The sequence below is a fragment of the Mesorhizobium silamurunense genome, from assembly GCF_014843905.1.
GTDB classification, from domain to species: Bacteria; Pseudomonadota; Alphaproteobacteria; order Rhizobiales; family Rhizobiaceae; genus Mesorhizobium; species Mesorhizobium silamurunense.
On record NZ_LPVS01000009.1, the window covers coordinates 21,656 to 40,776 of the forward strand.

The 19,121-nt window shown below is 59.8% G+C and carries 20 protein-coding genes; 14 read left to right on the top strand and 6 right to left on the bottom strand.

Annotated features, from left to right (window positions below):
• Positions 1–294: 294 nt before the first annotated feature.
• Complete coding sequence (locus AU465_RS00830; protein ID WP_192243068.1) at positions 295–1,377, top strand: site-2 protease family protein; 1,083 nt, start codon at positions 295–297, stop codon at positions 1,375–1,377.
• Positions 1,378–1,410: 33 nt separating this feature from the next.
• On the opposite strand, the gene AU465_RS00835 is transcribed toward AU465_RS00830, so the two are convergent.
• On the bottom strand, positions 1,411–1,698 hold the full coding sequence (locus AU465_RS00835; protein ID WP_192243071.1) for a hypothetical protein: 288 nt from the start codon (positions 1,696–1,698) through the stop codon (positions 1,411–1,413).
• A 1,186-nt stretch (positions 1,699–2,884) separates the two neighbouring features.
• On the opposite strand from AU465_RS00835, the gene AU465_RS00840 reads away from it, so the two are divergent.
• The 8 genes from AU465_RS00840 to AU465_RS00875 all read left to right on the top strand — a co-directional run bounded on the left by AU465_RS00840 (position 2,885) and on the right by AU465_RS00875 (position 10,979).
• On the top strand, positions 2,885–5,281 hold the full coding sequence (locus tag AU465_RS00840) for an FdhF/YdeP family oxidoreductase (RefSeq protein ID WP_192243073.1): 2,397 nt from the start codon (positions 2,885–2,887) through the stop codon (positions 5,279–5,281).
• Positions 5,282–5,343: 62 nt separating this feature from the next.
• Positions 5,344–5,904, top strand: a complete 561-nt coding sequence (locus tag AU465_RS00845) for a c-type cytochrome (RefSeq protein ID WP_312891170.1) — start codon at positions 5,344–5,346, stop codon at positions 5,902–5,904.
• Positions 5,904–6,893 (top strand): cytochrome c oxidase subunit II, encoded by a 990-nt coding sequence (gene coxB, locus AU465_RS00850; protein ID WP_192243104.1) that lies wholly within the window; start codon positions 5,904–5,906, stop codon positions 6,891–6,893. Before AU465_RS00845 ends, coxB begins: the two co-directional genes overlap by 1 nt.
• Positions 6,890–8,800 (top strand): cytochrome c oxidase subunit I, encoded by a 1,911-nt coding sequence (gene ctaD / locus AU465_RS00855; protein WP_192243075.1) that lies wholly within the window; start codon positions 6,890–6,892, stop codon positions 8,798–8,800. Before coxB ends, ctaD begins: the two co-directional genes overlap by 4 nt.
• Complete coding sequence (locus AU465_RS00860) at positions 8,797–9,399, top strand: cytochrome c oxidase subunit 3 (protein ID WP_192243077.1); 603 nt, start codon at positions 8,797–8,799, stop codon at positions 9,397–9,399. Before ctaD ends, AU465_RS00860 begins: the two co-directional genes overlap by 4 nt.
• Positions 9,400–9,476: 77 nt before the next feature.
• The gene (locus AU465_RS00865) at positions 9,477–9,704 is read left to right on the top strand and encodes a hypothetical protein (protein ID WP_192243079.1); all 228 of its coding nucleotides are present in this window, start codon (positions 9,477–9,479) and stop codon (positions 9,702–9,704) included.
• Positions 9,705–9,724: 20 nt separating this feature from the next.
• The gene (locus AU465_RS00870) at positions 9,725–10,570 is read left to right on the top strand and encodes a cytochrome c oxidase assembly protein (protein WP_246505797.1); all 846 of its coding nucleotides are present in this window, start codon (positions 9,725–9,727) and stop codon (positions 10,568–10,570) included.
• On the top strand, positions 10,563–10,979 hold the full coding sequence (locus AU465_RS00875; RefSeq protein WP_246505798.1) for a c-type cytochrome: 417 nt from the start codon (positions 10,563–10,565) through the stop codon (positions 10,977–10,979). The genes AU465_RS00870 and AU465_RS00875 overlap by 8 nt, the downstream gene beginning before the upstream one ends.
• A gap of 30 nt (positions 10,980–11,009) precedes the next feature.
• Here AU465_RS00875 and AU465_RS00880 read toward each other — a convergent pair whose 3' ends face one another.
• From AU465_RS00880 to AU465_RS00895, 4 genes are all read right to left on the bottom strand, one after another.
• Complete coding sequence (locus AU465_RS00880) at positions 11,010–11,924, bottom strand: c-type cytochrome (protein WP_192243109.1); 915 nt, start codon at positions 11,922–11,924, stop codon at positions 11,010–11,012.
• 407 nt (positions 11,925–12,331) lie between these two features.
• Positions 12,332–12,691 carry a hypothetical protein gene (locus tag AU465_RS00885; RefSeq protein ID WP_192243083.1) on the bottom strand — a complete coding sequence of 120 codons (360 nt, stop codon included), beginning with the start codon at positions 12,689–12,691 and terminating at the stop codon, positions 12,332–12,334.
• Positions 12,691–13,911: an Nramp family divalent metal transporter gene (locus tag AU465_RS00890; RefSeq protein WP_192243085.1), complete on the bottom strand. Its 1,221-nt coding sequence runs from the start codon at positions 13,909–13,911 to the stop codon at positions 12,691–12,693. Before AU465_RS00890 ends, AU465_RS00885 begins: the two co-directional genes overlap by 1 nt.
• A complete protein-coding gene (locus tag AU465_RS00895) occupies positions 13,908–14,372 on the bottom strand; it encodes a hypothetical protein (RefSeq protein ID WP_192243087.1) in 465 nt (154 codons plus the stop codon). Before AU465_RS00895 ends, AU465_RS00890 begins: the two co-directional genes overlap by 4 nt.
• A 575-nt stretch (positions 14,373–14,947) precedes the next feature.
• Here AU465_RS00895 and AU465_RS00900 point away from each other — a divergent pair.
• The 5 genes from AU465_RS00900 (at position 14,948) to AU465_RS00920 (ending at position 17,458) form a co-directional block, all read left to right on the top strand.
• A complete protein-coding gene (locus AU465_RS00900; protein WP_192243089.1) occupies positions 14,948–15,166 on the top strand; it encodes a hypothetical protein in 219 nt (72 codons plus the stop codon).
• A gap of 736 nt (positions 15,167–15,902) precedes the next feature.
• Entirely contained in the window at positions 15,903–16,106 is a 204-nt protein-coding gene (locus AU465_RS00905; protein WP_192243092.1) for a hypothetical protein, read from the top strand.
• Between the two features lie 316 nt (positions 16,107–16,422).
• A complete protein-coding gene (locus tag AU465_RS37610) occupies positions 16,423–16,659 on the top strand; it encodes a KGG domain-containing protein (protein ID WP_376774799.1) in 237 nt (78 codons plus the stop codon).
• Positions 16,660–16,720: 61 nt separating this feature from the next.
• On the top strand, positions 16,721–17,227 hold the full coding sequence (locus AU465_RS00915) for a YciE/YciF ferroxidase family protein (RefSeq protein WP_192243094.1): 507 nt from the start codon (positions 16,721–16,723) through the stop codon (positions 17,225–17,227).
• A 48-nt stretch (positions 17,228–17,275) separates the two neighbouring features.
• Positions 17,276–17,458 carry a hypothetical protein gene (locus AU465_RS00920; protein WP_192243096.1) on the top strand — a complete coding sequence of 61 codons (183 nt, stop codon included), beginning with the start codon at positions 17,276–17,278 and terminating at the stop codon, positions 17,456–17,458.
• A gap of 421 nt (positions 17,459–17,879) precedes the next feature.
• Here the strand turns inward: AU465_RS00920 and AU465_RS00925 are convergent, their stop codons facing one another.
• Positions 17,880–18,794, bottom strand: coding sequence for a hypothetical protein (locus AU465_RS00925; protein WP_192243098.1), 915 nt, complete (start codon positions 18,792–18,794; stop codon positions 17,880–17,882).
• Between the last annotated feature and the right edge of the window lie 327 nt (positions 18,795–19,121).

The following is a 19,121-nucleotide window of genomic DNA, read 5'->3' on the forward strand; positions in this document are numbered from 1 at the left end:
GCCCCCAAAGTCGTGCCGATATTTCCGGCGCCGATGATTCCGATCTTCACGGGATGTCCTTTGTGTAGGAAGCCTGCTCGTCAAAGGCGGGTTCACATCGAAGTGGTCAGCTTTCGGGAAACCGCAAAGCTGATCTCTATCGCCGACATGAAGGCGCGCACCGGCCGAAATCCCCTGCATTGACAGCCGGCGGGAGCGACGCGCTCTAACGAATGACCAGCCACTTGACGCGACTGCAAACGGGGGCATGCTCGGCGGGCGCGGCCTGCTTCCCGACCCGGACGGAGTCACATCATGCAGTGGTCCTACCCGATCCTCCGTGTCGGCGACACCGAGATCCGCATCCACCTGACCTTCCTGCTGCTGCTCGCCTGGATCGGCATCGCCTATTTCCAGGAGGGTGGAACGTCGGCTGCAATCGAGGGCGTCGGCTTCATCGGCGCGGTGTTCGCCTGCGTGGTATTGCATGAGCTCGGCCATGCCGCTGCCGCTAGTCGCTACGGCATCCGAACGCCAAAGATCACGCTCTTGCCGATCGGCGGCGTCGCGCAGCTGGAGCGCTTGCCCGAGAAGCCGTCGCAAGAGATCGCCGTGGCGCTCGCCGGCCCGCTGGTCAATGTCGTCATCGCCTCTTTCCTCGTCGTCGCGCTCGGGACCACCGTCGGCATCGACGCGCTGACGTCGATGGATAACCCGCGTGTCGCGTTCGTGGCTCGCCTGGCCGCCGTCAACATCTGGCTGGTCCTGTTCAACCTCATTCCGGCCTTTCCGATGGATGGCGGGCGTGTGCTGCGGGCCTTGCTCGCCACGCGCTACAACCGCGTGCGCGCGACGGAGATTGCGGGGACCGTTGGTCAGTTCGCCGCCTTCGCTTTCGGCTTCATCGGTCTCGTCGTTGGCAACGTGCTGCTCATATTCGTCGCGATCTTCGTCTACCTCGCTGCCACTGCCGAAACCCAGGCGATGGGGCTCGAGGCAGCGGCGCGCGCCGTTAACGTCCGCGACGTCATGATCAGCCGGTTCGAAAGCCTGGCGGCGACCGCGGCCCTCGACGAGGCGGCACAGGCGCTGTTGCGCACGACGCAGCACGAGTTCCCGATCGTCGACGGTGGCGGCAGGCTGCGCGGCGTGCTGACGCGTGAAGGGCTCGTCGCCGGCCTGCAGCAGCGCGGCGGTCAGGCTCCTGTGATCGAGGCAATGGTCGCAAATATCCCGGTGGTGCGCGACCATGAGAAGCTCATCAAGGCGCTCGAGCCACTGAAGAATGGAGCTGCACCTGCCGTCGCCGTGGTGGATGCCAGGGGCCGGTTGATCGGCTACGTCACCATCGAAAACATCGGCGAGTTCATGCTGCTGCGCAGTGCCGTCGCAAGCTGACGGATCTGGGTCATGCTCGGACGCCCAGCTACGCTACGCCTCCAGCGCGTCGGCAGGCGGGACTTGCGGCAAGTCGCTTGGCATGAGGCGCCCGAGCATGAGCGTTTGAGGCGGAGCGCTAAAAAAAGCCGCCGACCTGCCTGCAAGAGACGGCACAAGGAAGTTAGGACCGGATTGCGATTTCCAACGGTAGTGGTGAGCGCTGATTTTGGAGCGAAGCTGACGCCCGATCTGCAGCGTGCCGGAAAGCGCGACGATAGCGGCCGCCTTGATCCTGCATCGCCGCGGATGCGCGACTTTGGTTCCGTTGACGTCCAGCAAGCGTTGTCAGGTTAGGCGTGTGCGGTCGCGTCTTGGGTGTCATCGTACTAGCTCAACACCAGTCCTGCCACTAACACGGCGATCGCCAGTGAGAACGGGACCGCCAGAAGCCAGCCTGCTTCCAGAACGCTGTCTTCATAACGATTCATGATGAGCCTCCTTCCAGGTCCCCACAGGATGGAAAGGTTCAAGGTCCGGGTCGGTTCCCTTTTTAAGTGGAGCGAATTTTTTCGTTTGAAGCGGCGGGTATGAACATTTGGCGATCGCCAAGCGAAAAGTAATGGCTCGCCACCCTGCTATATGGGCTTTCCAATCCGGTATGACGGGCGAGGCAGACTTGCTTGCCAAGGTGCTGGGGATGCGAAGGTATAGGCTCGAACATATAGGTGGGATCGATCTTCGCCAGACGAGTTCTGCCCTCGATAACGGCTTCAGCGCGTCTGAGATGCCGGGAGCCCGAGTCGTGCCTTCTCGCTTATGGCGAAGGAGGTTGCATCCGTCTCCGATTCGAATGCCTTAACAGACACAACACCGTCTTCGATGACGCGCACGTAATGCCGATTCTCGAGGTTTTCGATCTCGAAGTTTTCGATTTCGACGGAATTCCTCACGATTGACTTACTCATAGCCAGTTCATTCCTAAGAAGCCAGCCGGCTCGCGGCCTAACGTTTCCGTATTTTCGAATAGTATGATAACAAGAGCGGTGATTGCAAGGACCGCCTCGACAACAATTCAACCACTTCCTAAGTTACGAACGTAGGCCCGTCAGCCACGACTTCGTCTCCTTCTCGGAGTTCCATGACCAGTTCTACAAGCTGGCCACGGTCCCAAAATTCATCGGACTGAAGTCTAGTAGGAAGAGACTTTTAACACGGCCTAGTTTGCCCCCGCATCTGATCTGCAATCGCCTGGACGGCGGCGGTGAGCGTGGCCACAGCATTAGGCAATGCCTGTCGCTGCGAGACGTACCAGCGCATTCGCGTCGCCATCAAGCGTGCAAGCGCACCAAGATCGTCCGATCTGCCACTATGCAAGAAAGTGCCACCGCTGGCGATCGGACGTTCGCCCTGCGCATGCGCGTCGCCATGCCGCCAGCCTCTTCGGGCGCCTCCCAGGCGTCCTGCCGAACAGGTGGGAACTGTGAGCCTCGTTCCAAGTTCTATATTGCCGGGAGGCGAAACAGAAATGACATCGGAAATGCGGTGGCCCACAATCAAACCATACGGTGGACCAGTGGGAGGTTGGGGCTCTGCGAAGTCGGTAGCCGAAATCACGGTTAGGGAACGTGTCCCAATCAAACAGCCCAAACTGCTTGCGACCCAGAACAAGCCCGAAGGCTACATGTGTGTCAGTTGCGCATGGGCGAAGCCAGCTAAGCCGCACCCTCTCGAATTCTGCGAAAACGGGGCGAAGGCAACTGCCTGGGAGACTACATCGCGACGTGCCGACGCCGCGTTTTTCGCCAGGCATACCCTGAGGGAGCTAGAACACTGGCCAGATCACGACCTGGAGGAACAAGGCCGTTTAACCCAACCTATGCGCTGGGATGCGGCCGCAGACAAATATCGACCTGTGGAGTGGGCGCAAGCATTCGCCGAGATCGGCAAGGAATTGCGCTTGCTCGATCCTCACCAGGTCGATCTCTACACATCAGGTCGCGCGTCGCTTGAGAGCAGCTACATGTATCAGTTGTTCGCGCGTATGTATGGCAGCAACAACCTGCCTGACAGCTCGAATATGTGCCACGAGAGTTCCTCGGTGGCGCTACCAGAATGTATCGGGACCTCAGTCGGCACGGCTATCCTTTCAGATTTCGAAAACACTGATTGTATCTTCTATATCGGTCAGAATGTGGGGACGTCCTCACCCCGCTTGCTCCACGACCTCCAGGACGCTGTCGACCGTGGGGTGAAGATCGTCACCTTCAACTTGCTGCGCGAACGCGGCCTTGAGCGCTTTGTCAATCCGCAGTCGCCGGTGCAAATGCTGACCGGCAAGCAGACGAAGATCTCGTCGGAATATTATCAGGTCAACAATGGCGGCGACATTGCCGCCCTCTTCGGTGTCTGCAAGGCACTGATCGAGGCTGACGATGTTCTCAAAGCGTCCGGTCACAGTCGCGTCGTGGGCGAGGATGGCAAGCCGAAAGATCCTGACAATGCGGCAATGGTCGCGTTCGCAGCCTCAATGGCTTCAGCCGATAAGAAGCACGTGCTCGATCATGATTTCATCAACGAGCATACCACCGGATTTGAGGAATTTGCCCAGGCCGCCCGCAATCATCAATGGCCCGAACTGGAGCGCGTATCCGGACTAAGCCGTGAACAGATGGTGCAGGCCGCGACCATCTATGCCAAATCCGATGCGGTGATGATGGTCTATGGCATGGGCCTCACCCAACACCTCATGGGCGTCCAGAACGTCCACATGATCTGCAATCTTGCGCTGCTGCGGGGCAATATCGGCAAGCCCGGGGCAAATATCTGTGCCGTTCGCGGCCACTCCAACGTCCAGGGGCAACGGACGGTCGGGATCACCGAAAAGCCGGGGTTGGTGCCGCTAGACAAGCTATCTGAACTCTATGGTTTTATTCCCCCGCGATGGACAGGCCGGTCGACCGTCGAGACGTGCGAAGCCATAATGAACGGTCAATCCCGCGCATTTCTCGGCCTCGGCGGCAACTTCTTGAAGGCGGTGCCCGACACCGCGGTCATGGAAGATGGATGGCGCAAATTGCGTCTGAGCGTGCAGATCGCGACCAAGCTCAACCGCAGCCATGTCTTGCATGGCGAGATCGCTTACCTCCTGCCCTGTCTGGGCCGGATCGAAGTCGACCAGCAGGCGACGGGTCCGCAGGCCGTGTCCATAGAAAGTTCCATTGCCCATTTTCACGGATCGCGCGGCAAGGCCAAACCCGCCAGCACCGAATTACTGTCTGAGCCCGCCATTGTCGCCGGCATCGCCAAGGCCACGCTCGGCGAAACCAAGGTTCCATGGGACGCCTGGGTCGGCAACTACGCGGAGATACGAAACGCCATTGAGCGGACATACCCGGAGACCTTTAAGGACTTCAACGAGCGGATGTTCAAGCCGGGTGGCATTGCGAGACCGCTGCCGGCACGCGAACGCAAGTGGGTGACCAAAAGCGGAAAGGCCAATTTTATCACGCCGGGCAAACTCTTCCCTGAGTTTGCGACCGCTGGCAGGACCGACGTTCTGCACCTTGCGACGCTGCGATCGAACGATCAATTCAACACCACGATCTACGGCTACAGCGACCGCTTTCGTGGCGTTGAAGGCACGCGGCGTATTGTGTTTATGAACGAGGAAGACGTGGGCCGGTTGGGCTTCGTCGACGGCGACACCGTCGATGTAACCACCGCCATCGACGACCATATCCTCCGCATGGTTTCCGGTCTGAAGATCGTTTCCTACAGCATCCCGAAGAGCTGCTGCGCGGCGTATTTTCCCGAAACCAACCCGCTCTTCCCATTGGGCCATCACGACCCGAAGTCGAAGACGCCGTCATACAAACTTTTGCCAGTCCGTCTTAGCCGATCACACTTAACTCCAGCTGGTTGACCTCAGGGGCGGAGGATAGCTTGGCAGAGAAGGCTGTGATTAATCCGAAGTCAGCCTTGGCGATTGCAGGTTTTCTGTTCCTCGCCAGCGTAGGCGGTCTGTTTGGTTATCTGCGGCAGCCGCGAGAGCTGCGGCTCGACCCGCCCGCTGCGGCTGATCTTGATCGGTTCAGCCTCATGTCCAACGGTATCAGCGGAACACCACCCGAGAGCTATTTTGCCCTCGGCAAGCCTTATGAGACGGACGCTTACAATCTAAGCCAGGGCAAGCGCCTCTATGCCTGGTTCGGCTGCGGAACATGCCATGGCGATGGCCAGGGCGGGATCGGGCCGTCCTTCCTCGATGGCTGGTGGCTCTATGGGCCGCAGATGGTTTCGATCGTCGCGTCGATCCGTGACGGCCGCCCGCACGGTATGCCGGCCTTTCGCGACCGCATGACGATTGAGCAAATCTGGCAGCTTGCGGGATATGTCCAAACCATCGGTTCCTATGCGCCGAAGGTGGCGGCGCCCAGTCGCAACGACGACAAACAAACCCGCCCTGCCGAGAATCGGGGTCCGGCAATAATCCTCTTTGATGCGGGACCTGTAGGCATGCACCCAGACCAGGGGCCGTCGCCTTGATATACCGACGCCCTCTCCTGCTGTCGATCATCGCGGTCCTTTCGGGCTGCAGCGGCAACCAGTCCGCGCTTGATCCAAATGGCGCTTCAGCCATTCATCTGGAGCACCTGATCATCGGCACAATCGTCCTTTGCACGCTAATCTGGATCCTGGTGATGGTGGTGCTTTGCGCGGCGCTGCTGCCGGGCCGCCGCGCCGGGGCCGAAACCGTGACATCCGAGGCAAGGTTGACGACGACGGTGGCTGCCGCGGTCGCAGCGACCGTGATCATCATCGCCGGCCTCACGATCGCAAGCTTCTACACCACCCGAAGCATCGGCTTTCCCAAGAGCGATGCCCTTACAATCACAGTACGGGGACAGCAATGGTGGTGGCAGGTCTTCTACGCCAGTTCCGGCGCAACGCCCGGCTTTCAGACTGCCAACGAAATCCATATACCCATCGGGACGGATGTTCAGCTCCGGCTTGAAAGCGCCGATGTGATCCATTCGTTCTGGGTGCCAAGCCTGGCCGGAAAGCAGGACCTCGTTCCGGGTCGGTCCAACAGTTTGCTTTTGAGGGCCGAAAAGCCGGGCATCTACCGCGGCCAATGCGCCGAGTTCTGCGGCCTGCAGCACAGCCACATGGCCGTGATGGTCATCGCCGAGCCACCGGGTGACTACCAACGCTGGGCGGCGGCGCAATTTGGCAACGCGATCATGCCGACCGATCCTGAGGCGCTCGCAGGACAGGAGGCTTTTCAGGCAAAGGCTTGCGCTGCCTGCCATACGGTCCGAGGCACACAAGCGAATGGCACGACCGGCCCCGATCTGACGCACATAGGAGGACGACAGACCATCGCGGCCGGCCTGCTGGAAACCACGCGCGGCTCGCTGGCGGCATGGATTGCCGATCCGCAGACGCTCAAGCCCGGAAACAACATGCCGATGGTCCCGCTGACCAGCGTCGAGCTCCAGAATATCTCCGCCTACATGGAGAGCCTGAAATGACGCGCACCGATGGCAACCATCCGAGAGATACGGCATTGGGCGCCACGGAGCTGGAGCGCCGTCTTGGATCGGTCTGGGCAACACAGCCGGGCTGGTGGGGTGCCCTCTCGACGGTCGATCACAAGATCATCGGCCGGCGCTACATCACCACGGCCTTTGTCTTTCTGGTGCTTGGCGGGGTGCTATCCATTCTGATGCGTCTGCAACTGGCACAACCCGAAGCCCGCTTCATCGGCCCCGATCGTTATAACCAGATTTTCAGCGTGCACGGCACGAACATGATGTTCCTGTTTGCCGTTCCCGTCATGCAAGCGATGGCGATCTACCTTGTCCCTTTGATGGTGGGGACCCGCAACATCGCCTTCCCTCGCCTCAACGCTTTCTCCTACTGGATGTATCTCGCCGGCGGGCTGCTGCTGTGGATCGCCTTTGTCGTCGATACTGGACCGGACATCGGGTGGTTCGCCTATGTGCCGCTCTCCGGACCCCAATATGCGGCTGGGAAGCGGGCCGATATCTGGGCGCAGATGATCACATTCACTGAAGTCTCCGCGCTCGCCGTCGCCGTCGAGATCGTCGTGACCGTTTTCAAGCAACGCGCGCCGGGGATGTCGCTCGACCGGATTCCATTGTTCGTCTGGTCAATGCTGGTCACGTCGTTCCTTGTCATCCTGGCGATGCCGGCGATCATGATCGCGAGCACGGCGCTTATCCTCGATCGGCTGGTCGGCACCCACTTCTTCAACCCTGCCGCGGGCGGCGATGTGCTGCTATGGCAGCATCTGTTCTGGTTTTTCGGCCATCCGGAAGTCTACATCATCTTCCTGCCGGCAGTGGGCATGGTATCGACCATCGTCGCGACATTCACGCGGCGGCCCGTGTTCGGCTATCTGGGCATGGTAATGGCGTTGATCGCCACGGGCGTTCTGGCGTTCGGCCTGTGGGTCCATCATATGTTTGTCGCCGGCCTGCCGCGGCTTGGCGAAAGCTTCTTCACCGCCTCGAGCATGGCGATCGCGGTGCCGGCGGGCCTGCAAATCTTCTGCTGGCTGGCGACGATGTGGGCCGGGCGGCCAATCTTCAAGACGCCGTTTCTGTTTGTCATCGGATTCATGGTCATCTTCGTCATCGGCGGCCTGACGGGGGTGATGGTCGCGTCAGTGCCGTTCGATACACAGGTCCACGACACCTATTTCGTCGTCGCGCACTTTCACTATGTGCTGGTCGGCGGCGCGGTTTTTCCACTGTTGGGCGCGATCTACTACTGGTTTCCCAAGCTGACGGGCCGCATGATGAGCGAGCCGCTCGGTCGCTGGGTATTCGGCCTGATCTTCGCAGGGTTCAATCTGACCTTTTTCCCGATGCATGTTCTGGGCCTCCGGGGCATGCCACGCCGTGTCTACACCTACCAGCCCGAGATGCCCTGGTCGGGCCTGAACATGTTCATCAGCCTAAGCGCGATTATCCTCGCTGCCGGTTTCCTGCTCTTCTTCATCGATGCTTTGCGCAGCGCCAGGTCAGGGCCCATCGCATCCGGCAATCCATGGGGAGCCACGACGCTCGAATGGGCAACCACCTCGCCGCCGCCATCCTACAATTTCGCCCGGCTGCCCGCGGTTAGCAGCCTCGAACCCGTGTCCGACCAGTCAGACGCGCTTGCTGTTGCTTCGGGCCTGCGCGTCGACCGTCGTGAACTGTTGGTCAGCAGCGTGGTCGAAGCGCTTCCACAAGCGCGTGAATCATCCTCCGGGGATTCGATCTGGCCGTTATGGGCAGCACTTGCCACCACCGTGACGCTGATATGGTCGATATTCACGCCCTGGGCGGTGGTCTGGGGCTCGATACCGATCGCGATCGCACTCGTCGGCTGGTTCTGGCCAAAGGGCGTGCCGGAGGATGAGTCGTGAAGAAAAGCGCTGCACCCGATCTGACGGGACTTCCGTCGCATGGCCTCGGCACCGCGAGCTTGTCCTGGTGGGGCACGCTCGCCTTCATGCTCATTGAAGGCACAGGTTTTGCGCTTTCGATCTTTGTCTATCTCTATCTGATGGTTATGGCACCGCGCTGGCCCCTGGATGCAGCGCTGCCTGACCTGCTTGCCGGGACGATCCTGACAGTCTTCCTCCTGGCAAGCCTTGTTCCCAACATCTTGCTCGCCCGATGGGCGCGAAACCAGGACTTGCTGAAAGTCCGTGTCGGGCTGATCGCAATGTCCCTGCTCGGCATCGTGCCGCTGATCTTGCGCGCCTTCGAGTTCCCGGCAATGCATATCAAGTGGGATCAGAACGCCTACGGCTCGATTGTGTGGGTCATGCTCGGCCTGCACACGACGCACATTCTGACCGATCTGGTTGAGACGCTGGTGTTGACCTGGCTCATGTTTTCACAACATGGCGACAATCGGCGGCGCTATGGAGATGTCAGCGATAACGCGATGTACTGGAACTTCGTGGTCGCGACATGGTTGCCGATGTATGCCTGCCTCTATTGGGTCCCGCGGCTTTGACCAAAGATTGGCTCCGACACACTGGACTGCTTGCGCCGCCTGTGGCCTGGGCGCTCAGCACCCAGCTTGGACAGATCATGCCTTACATCGATTGCCGACAGACGATCCCTTGGACCGCTGCCTCGTGCGGCATCCTTCTCGTCGTGTCGATCGCCAGCATCGCGGCCTCACGGGCCACGTCACCGCGATTGGTCAAATCAGGGCGCTTTATCATCGATACGGGCTTCCTGATCGCACTGGCATTTGTTTTTGCATTGTTATTGCAGGAGGCGGCTACGGTACTGCTCGACCCATGCCAGCGCTGATCTGCACACTGATCTTCTGCATGAGCGCCACCGCAGCTACCGCGCATGGCCACGAAGGCCATGGCTCTGACCTTCCTTGGACGTTTGACCCCTGGATCGACACGCCGCTTGCAATGCTTGCTGTTCTCTATGGCGCGGGCATCCTAAGGCTCGCGTTGCGGACCAGGCGGCCCGGCGTCTTGTTCGTGCATGCCTTGCTGTATTGTTGCGGTATGCTCACCCTGGCCGGAGCTCTGCTTTCACCGCTTCACTGGCTGGGCGAGCACCTTTTTACTTTCCACATGATCGAGCACGAGATCGTCATGGCTATCTCGGCACCCTTGATCGTGTTGGCGCGTCCGGTTGGTATCTTGTTGTGGGGGTTGCCAGAAAATGCACGCCGCGTGGCCGGGTCAGTTTTGTGTTCGCCCCTAATTCGAAAACCGTGGGACTGGTGTGCGGGCGCCACGAACTCGACCATCTTGCACGGCGCAACCATCTGGGCCTGGCACGCGCCGATATTCTTCGACGCGGCCCTGACCAACCCCGCCCTACATCGCCTCCAGCATCTCAGCTTCTTAGCGACAGCGATATTGTTCTGGTGGGCGATTGTCTGGCGGAGCGATTACGGCGCCTCGGCCTGGCATTTGTTCGCCACCATGATCCACACCAGCGTCTTGGGTGCCTTGATGGCGCTCGCTCCACGCGTGCTTTACGTCGCCCAGACCCAAACGGCGATGGTCTGGGGGTTCACGCCCCTGGAGGACCAACAATTGGCGGGGATGATCATGTGGATACCCGCCGGCACGATCTATGCGGCGGCGGCCATGTCGATGCTGGCGCTTTGGATCCGCGGCTCGAGCGAAAGAGGGCCGCAAAATGCCTGACCTGCTCGCGTCTCCATATTACCGGGCCGCATTCATGGGCGTTGCTCTGGTCGCAGCATCGGCAGCTTTTGTCGCAGTCAACTTTGTGCGCGACACCCGCACCCGGACGGCGGTAGCCAAAACGATCACGAGCGGCGATCCCGGACGCGCGCCGCAAGTCTTTCGCCGCTACGGGTGCTCCGGTTGCCACACCATTCCGGGCATACCGGGAGCGGACGGCCAGACCGGTGCGCCGCTCACCGGGTTGTCAAAGCGCGTGTACATAGCGGGCGTGCTGGAAAACAATTCCGACAACTTGGTCGCATGGATCGTCTCACCGCAGAACTTCTCGCCGCAGACGGCGATGCCGGCGACTGGCATTTCGCAAAAGGAAGCCAGAGACCTTGCAGCGTATCTCTACGCGCAATGAGGCTTGGATGTTTTTGGCGCAGTCCCGGACTCAAGGGTGCGGCGTGGCTGTCGCTGGGAGACCTCTTATGTAACGTGCAATTGCCTGGCGGTCGCTGTCAGGCAGCATTGCCGTATTCGTCACGACGTCGGCCATTGAGGATCCGACCCGACCGTGGCTGGGCGTCTCGCCCGTTTTGAGCATCGTCGCAATGTCACCCTCAGTCCATCCGAGCAACCTCTCTCCGGTGATGTTTGGCACGAAGCCTATGCCTTCAGGGTCGATCCCCCCGGCAAAGCGAGTGTCCGGCTCGATTGCGCCGAACGCATTGCGACTCGAGTGGCACTCGGCGCAATGCGAGACGGACTCAACGAGATAAGCGCCGCGATCATGGACCGCGTCGCCATTGAGCTTAGCAGACATCGAACCTTCGCGAAAAAACATCATTTTCCAAATCCCGACGGCTCGCCGGACGCTAAACAAGATCGCGGGATCGTGCGGCGGCGCATGCCCGGATACTTTGGGAAGCGTTCTTAGATAGGCATAGAGATCCCTGATGTCCTTCCCCTTCATGCCCGTGAAACTCGTGAAGGGAAAGGCGGGATAGTAGTGTTCACCCCTCGGAGACACGCCTCCGACGAGAGCATTTGCGAGGTCGATCACGGTCCATGCTCCAATGCCATCGACGGGATCGGGGGAAATGTTGGGAGGCCGGAAGGTCCCGAACGGTGAAGCAAGCGCCATGCCGCCGCCAAGCCTCAGGCGGTCGGGCTGTCCGGGCGTTGCGTGACAGGAAGAGCAATCGCCTGCGGCGAAGACGAGCTGACCTTGTGCAACGTCGCCTCGGCCTTGAAATTGCGGATCCTGGTCCGAAAAGGGGGGTTGGGCCGCGGTCATGTACCATAAGGCCGCGCCGGCTCCACACAGGAAAGCGATGAGAGCAGGTATCCACACCGATCTCACCATGACGCTCCACCGGAAAGCGATGAGAGCAGGTATCCACACCGATCTCACCATGACGCTCCACAAGCTCTTGGACGCGCTCCTGCCTTCAGTTCCGGTTTTCATGCGGGAGAGTTGTTCAAGCGTGCATCGCAGCCGAGGCCGGATTGGGTCGGAGATATCGACCTTGTCCCAGGGAATTCGGTAGAGGCAATCGCGGTGGCGAAGGCGAAAGAAATCCAAAATCGCGATGCCGATTGCCGAGGCAGAGAGTCGCTCGAAAGCAGCGAAAATGCCGACGTGGAATTCGGTGACGACGATATCATCACCGTCACGCTCTGCGCGTATCTCCTCGATGTGACCGACGCTTTTGCCGCGCAGCGATAGCACCCGTCGACCGGCAAGACGTTCGAGGTTGACGGTGGCCATCGTCAAGCTCCCGGAATGCGGCCGATAACGCGGTCGCGCAGCCAGTCCTGCCAATCGAAGATCGCCGTCTTATCCACGTCAATGTCGACTTCGATGTCGATGCCGATATCGCGCACCTTGTTCCAGGCTATGCGGTGGGGTTCGGCGTGGCGCTTGCCGCCAAGCCGAACCGCCAGCCAGGCGATCCAGCGCCCCGGCCGCGTACCAAGGCGGCGCGCCAGCGTGATCGACCCGAGTTCGATCGCAGTGATCCTAGGCGGCATGCCCGGCCTCAACTCGGCCACCAATCCGTCCACTTTGCCGATCTTGATTTGCTTGCGGTCAACGACCTGTTTGTCCAGTAGATCGCGCAGCAGATCCATCACGAGCCTCCGAATATCTGCAACGGAATGGCCACCAAGGCCAAGACGAAACCGAGCGCGATGATGAAGATCACCGCCGCATTTGAGATCAAACCATTGCGGTGTTCGCCGATATAGCGCTCATCGTTGAGCAGGATGAGAAACGGGACAACAGTCAGCGGCAGGCTGGCAGCCGTCACGGCCATGGAAAAGATGGTGAGCTTCAGCGGGTCGAGGCCAAGTGTGATCGGAATGGCGGCAAGCAACAACGCTAGCGTATAGACACCGCAGAAGGCAGGATCTTCGTGGGGTTTTCGATCCTCCCCCCACGTCCAGCCGAAGCCCTGCGCGACGAGATATGCTTGCTGCAGCGCGATTTCGAGGGTCGCGCCAATGCATGCTACGCCAAGCGAGGCAACGAACAGAACAAATCCCCAGAAACCGAATATCGAGGTCAGCATCAGCGGCAATTGGAGGTAATCATTGACCTGGTTTATGCCGTGCGCGCCGAAGACGAGCGCGGCCACAATCAGCACGCCTGCCGAAATCGTACCACCAAAACTCATACCAAGCCCTGCGATGGCGCGATTGGTGCCGAGATAGGTTTTATCCCATTGATCTTCGACGGCGCCGGAGGAATAGAACATGAAAAGATAGGGCGATATCGACGCGCCCAAAATGCTCACCGCCATGAACCAGTAGTTCGCCGCGTCATGCCCGGGCAGACTGGGTATCGCGCCGCCAGCAACCTGTCTCCAGTCCGGTTTCAACATCACAGCCGCGACCACGAAGCAAAGCGTGACAAGACCAAGAACCGACACTCCCTTCTCGATAAGCCCGAAGGTACCTTTCCATAGGAGCAGCCACGCAATAAACGCCACTGGCAGCGCCCACCATTGTAAGGGGATACCTGTCGCAAGATTCGCCGCAACGGCTACGCCCCCGATCTCTGCCGACATCACCATGAAGTTGACCAGCAAGGTGGCCAACAACGGCCAGAGAAAGGCGTTGAAGCCGAACCTCTCGCGGATCCCGTCGGCGATTGTGTGGCCGCTGACGGCAGCGAACCGACCTGCCATCTCGACCAGAAAAATAATGCAGATGGTGCCAAGCAGGATTGCCCAAATCAGTTGGAATCCGAAGGTCGCGCCGGCTTGCGCGGCTGTCGCCATCGATCCGACCTCGAGGAAGCCGCCAACGCTGGTGACGATGCCGAGAGATATCTCAAGCAGCTTCTTCATGATTTGGGCGCGGAATATCTGTCGTAGGCGGCGGCGAATTCTGTTGCGGCGGTGCGAAGTTCCTGCACCGCCTGACTCACTTGTGGTGGGCTGCCAGCCTTAATGCGCGCTTGGGCGCGCCTAGCCGCAGCCGAGAGCCGGCCGATCGCCGTTATGACCCCGCGTCGCTCCGGGGTTTCAGAAGAATAGCCAGACTCTATCTGCCGCTCGGCGTCGGCAAGCGTGTCGGCCGCTGACTGCAATGTGGCCGATGCATAGTTCGACGGGACGGCGCCCGCGATCCAAGCGTCCACGACCATCGCAGCGGTTTGCGCTGCCGACCGCGCGATTTTTGATTGCTGTTCAATTCGTGAGGAAGACGAGCAGGCGGTAAGCGCGACCATGGTCAACACGAGACATAAGCGGCAACCCCGAAAGCCGCCTTTCTCGAGAATGCTTAGGAGCAGCGGCTTGGCAGGCATGCACTTATCCTCCGACCAGCCTTGCATGGTGTCCGCGTAAGGTATGGTCCTGACGGTTCCATCTGCCTGGCGTGGATTTGAAAATGGTGACCGGGGCATTCAGTAATTCCGGACTATGGATTTCGCTTTGCAGCAAGGCGTGGCTTCACAGGAAATCGTATAACAACACCTGGCCGCCTCTGTTTTGGTATCTCGGAAGGATTGGGGCCGGCTTGCTCGCCACTACCTGGCCGACGCGGTTGCAACGTCATACAACCTTGCGTCGTCAAAGCGGCCCGTTGTCTGAAAAGATGCACAAGTTCGGGGTGGAGTCCCTCACCTCGTCGCGAGGCCACCTCGTGCAGAAATACGAAGAACCGCATTGCACGCCTTTCCCCGCTAACGTCATTCATTGGTCATCCCCGTGCTTGCATTATCGCCTTCCAGGTCTATTCACCTGCGAGGTCTGTGTTGGCCTCGCCTGCTCATCATTTGAAAGGAAAGCTGCCCGGCCCGGAAGGTTCCGCTCAGCTTCACAAATTCGGCTAGCAGCCTTCCGGAGTTAACCGGAAGCAGGCGATCGACGAAGTTATGCCTTGCTGGATACCGGCGATTTACCCGGAAAGCCTGGGAGTGCCAGTTCTGCGCAATTGCCGACGGTGCGTTCCAAGATAGGGCGGTCAGGAAACAACCCAGGCCTTGAGCAATGCAAAGAGCGCCGTCTGGCCATAAAGGGGGACCCGAAGGAGCGGCTTGTCAGCGAAGTCATCCAGGGATTCGAGATCGGCTTGACCGAATGCCTGCAGCGTAAATAGAAAAACCCGCCACGCGGGGGAACGGGGTGGCGGGCTTTCAATCGGAGCGGCCGCATCGCTTGGGGAATTTGACCGCTCGCATCCGTAATGCGCGATTTCAGCCTCGGTTCCATACAATTTTAAGGAACGCAGTCCGCAACCCGAGCCGACTGCATTGCTTATCTAATGTTATTCGGTTGATCCGTGTTGCCTGTTAGGGTGGCGGGTGCGGGTAGAAGCCGTCCGACCACCTCGGCTTTTACTTATTTCGGCTCGCTCTTTCGAGAGCGAGCCTTTTTGTTCATAGGCCACCCGCCGGGAGCGGCAGGGAGGGAGACTACTTCCCACAAACGCTTGCGATCTCTGGACCTGAGGCCGGGCCCCCATGGAAAACCATCGCGGCTCGGAGGTCGTCTCCAAGATCCACTCCCTGGCCCAAATCAGCAGCCATGGAAGATCGGCAAGTTGCTATCGTCGATGACAATCTGAGACGGCGGTAGCCCTCAAACCACGCCTCATGATCCAGGCGTCGCGTTCAGGCCGCTTGTCCGCCCGCGTCGGCATAAGAGGAGGAATGAGCGGCAGCCGGCCATCCGGTCGAACGCCTTACGAGGCAGCATGCGCATGGTGCAAAACAGGCCGCTGGGCAGGCTTTTGGTTTTGCTAGATACTTCGCCGCGTTCCTAGTTTTCATGGCTGCGATCAGCGATTACTTCGGTCGCTGCGAAGAAGGCGATGATCCACCAATGGAGACACCATGATTAAACCCATCGAAAACTGGAAAGATGCTTACGACCCGCTTTCATTTGCGTTGAAGCACGGCCTCACGCTCGAGCAAGCCAAGGTAGTCATCAGCACAAACGGACCCTCGCGCCATAGCTGCGACATCGGTGCCTTGGCCTTCCGCCGGACCCTCGATATCAGGAAACGAAAGCGACACGCCAAGTCTGCAGACGGCTAGCGCTTTCGGGGCCAACGGCCCTGACACGCCGCTTGGAAAGACGAGGCAATGGCGCTGAGCCCTATCGGTAGCTACCGTCCTAGGACTGCTCGCCATATCGAAGGTCGATGCAGACGACGGCCAGATAGCCGCGTTCCACGGCGGTGACGCTTCCGGTGTCAAGAGCTTGATTTTGGAGGTGTTGGTCGCTGCCTCGCTGAGTGACGTGGCGCGCAGCGAGCGAGCTTTGCCGAATCCCGCCATCCGATCACTAAATATTTCCACCGGAACAGAGCCCCGGGGGCGGTTGAATATGGGTAGGAGAAACTTCCCAACAATGCAGGAGCAGAACATGCCCGATCATGTGAAGGCTGGACAGCAGAACCACAAAAACACCGACGGTCGAGATCAGCGTCGGGGCAGCGGCGTACAGCAGCGGGACGACCACGATAAGCGGGGCCAACAGCAGGCTGACGACGAGAAGCGTGTTGGTCAGCAGCGAGGCGGCAGCGGCAACTTTGCCAACGACCGCGAGAAGGCATCAGAAGCGGGCCGCAAAGGCGGCCAATCCTAAACGAGAAGCGGCGCTCTCGGGCGCCGCTTTTTCTTAGGCCAATTTCAGAAGGAGAGACGCAATGCCGAAGAAATCAGAAAACGGATTGGAAACGCTGTTCGTGGATGCCCTGAAAGACCTCTACTATGCGGAGAAGAAGATCCTGAAGACATTGCCGAAGCTGGCCAAGGCCGCGCAGTCCGAACAGCTGAGTGCTGCCTTCGAAAAACATCGCATGGAAACCGAAGGCCAGGTCGAGCGGCTCGAACAGATTTTCGAGCAATTGGGAGAACCGGCCAGAGGCAAGACCTGCCCCGCCATCGACGGCATTCTCGAAGAGGGCGCGGAGATTCTCGAGGAGTACAAGGATGCGCCCGCGCTTGACGCCGGCCTTGTCGGAGCCGCTCAGGCGGTCGAGCACTATGAGATTGCCCGCTATGGGACACTCATCGCCTGGGCGGGGCAACTTGGCATGAAGGACGCTCTTCCGCTGTTGAGCGAGACCCTCAACGAAGAGTCGGCGACCGACGAGGCGCTAAGCGCTTTGGGCGAGAGCGACGCCAACGAGCGCGCCCTACAAGCGGCCTGACCAACTCGAAAGCGGCTCCGGGATCGTCCGGAGCCGCATGGTGCGACGATGAACATCCGGATGATGCCCCCCGACCAGCAGCTTGAACAGCCGGCCAGCGAGACACGACAGGCCCCACCAGCGCAAGGAAATAGCGGCCCCTCCATGGAAAATCCGACTGTGTTTGAAAGAAAAATCGGCCGTTGGATCGACATTCTCAAATATGTCGCAGTTGCGATTGCCGCGAGTTGATCACGATGGTCGTGATTAACCTGATGCCCGATCCCCGAACTATCCGCGTAATCGTCCCGCACCGTCTCGACGCGGCCGACTCCGCAATTCGCAAGGAGCACGAGCAGCTATTCTCAAGGACAGACCTTCGATGCCAACGCGGTGCAGACTCTTTCCAGCGATGCTGCGAGCCATTATGCTGCGGGGTCGACCATCAACAACCTACATCTACCGTCGGGGGGGTCGGTCGGCTATGAATTCGCCACATCGTTGGCCGAGAAGGCCAAGGGAAGGCGTCGAGGCTCGCGTGCCCGTCGATTGGGTCGGCAGTCTTCCCTTCGACGAAAACCGCTTTCGGGGGCACCGGCGCTATGTGTGCTCAACGAAACGAGGCCCGCTATAACAGCGGGCCTCTTTGAATTCGGGGATCGAGTGGCAGGCTTCACTGGCGGGTCAGGAAGATCGCCTCCTCTTCGTCCCGCTGTCTGCCGCCTAGTGCAGCTGCTACACTAGCGATGAAGGCGCCTACGACCAATGACAATGCACCCAGCAAAGCAAAGGTCGCGCTGGCCTTCCTGGCGGTGTCGGCAGCCTGCTGAGCCTTGATCTTTGCGTCCTTAACTTTGGCGATCATGGTATCGACCCGCGCCTTGGCATCGGCTTGCGGAAGCCCGGTGCGAGCGGCGACAAGTTGCGCGAGATAGGCGCTGTCCTCAGCGGTGACTTCGCCGCCGTTCGCGGCACTGGCAAGCAGGACGCGCGAAGCCTGCGCGGTCGCCGCCGAATCGCTCTCGGAATTGGCGGCGGCGAGTTTGGTCGGGTCAGCGGGCCGGAACAGCGCATCCACGTAGTAGGATGTGGTGTCGAATGCTCCGCCGCCCTTTGTGGCGGCGCCAGCCGAAGTCCCGGTTGCGGCGCCTGCCGCTACCGTCGAAACTGCCTGGACTCCAGAATTCAAGGCAGCGGAGAGTGCCGAACCAAGAACGCCCGCGACAAGTAGCGTGGCGAGCGCCCAGGCCAAGAAGCCGTGCGCTGTGTCGCGAAAAAAGACTTCATCGGTGTGAATGCCTACCCATTTGGTCCGAAGGCGCCCCGTGAGATATCCTCCTGCCCCGGATGAGAGCCATTGCACGACCACCAGCCAGACGGCGGTAGACACCGCAAATGTCGTGGGCGATGCGCCGGCGCCGGACCATGGCGAGACCATACTGAGACCCAGCCCAGAGCCCAGCAGCATGAGAATCAATGTCAGAGTTGACGCGGCGAACGCGCCAGCAATGATTGGCCCCCAGCTCACCGCTGAAGAGGAGGATTCCGTTTGCGCAGAGTCCCCGGCAGCCACAAGTGTTGCCTGCATGTCAGCCTCCTACCGCGCAAACAGCATGATGAGAATGATGATTGGAATTGGAATACCCAGCAGCCAGAGCAAGATACCGCGACCCATGGAAATCTCCTGTGTGTTAGTAGTGACTAACTAACAATGTGGCTGGAGGTGTTCTGTTCCGATGGGCTCCGAACCTGCGCCTCCAAGTCCGACCCGTCAGCTTTGTGCCGTGGCGAACCGGGCGGCTCAGATTCTGTGAGGGCCGCTGCAACCAGATTTCAAACCGTGCATTTCAATGGATGCCACTAGTCTTACTGAGTCAGAAAGTCGCAGCTGCGGGGGGATTCGCGCTGATTGCGG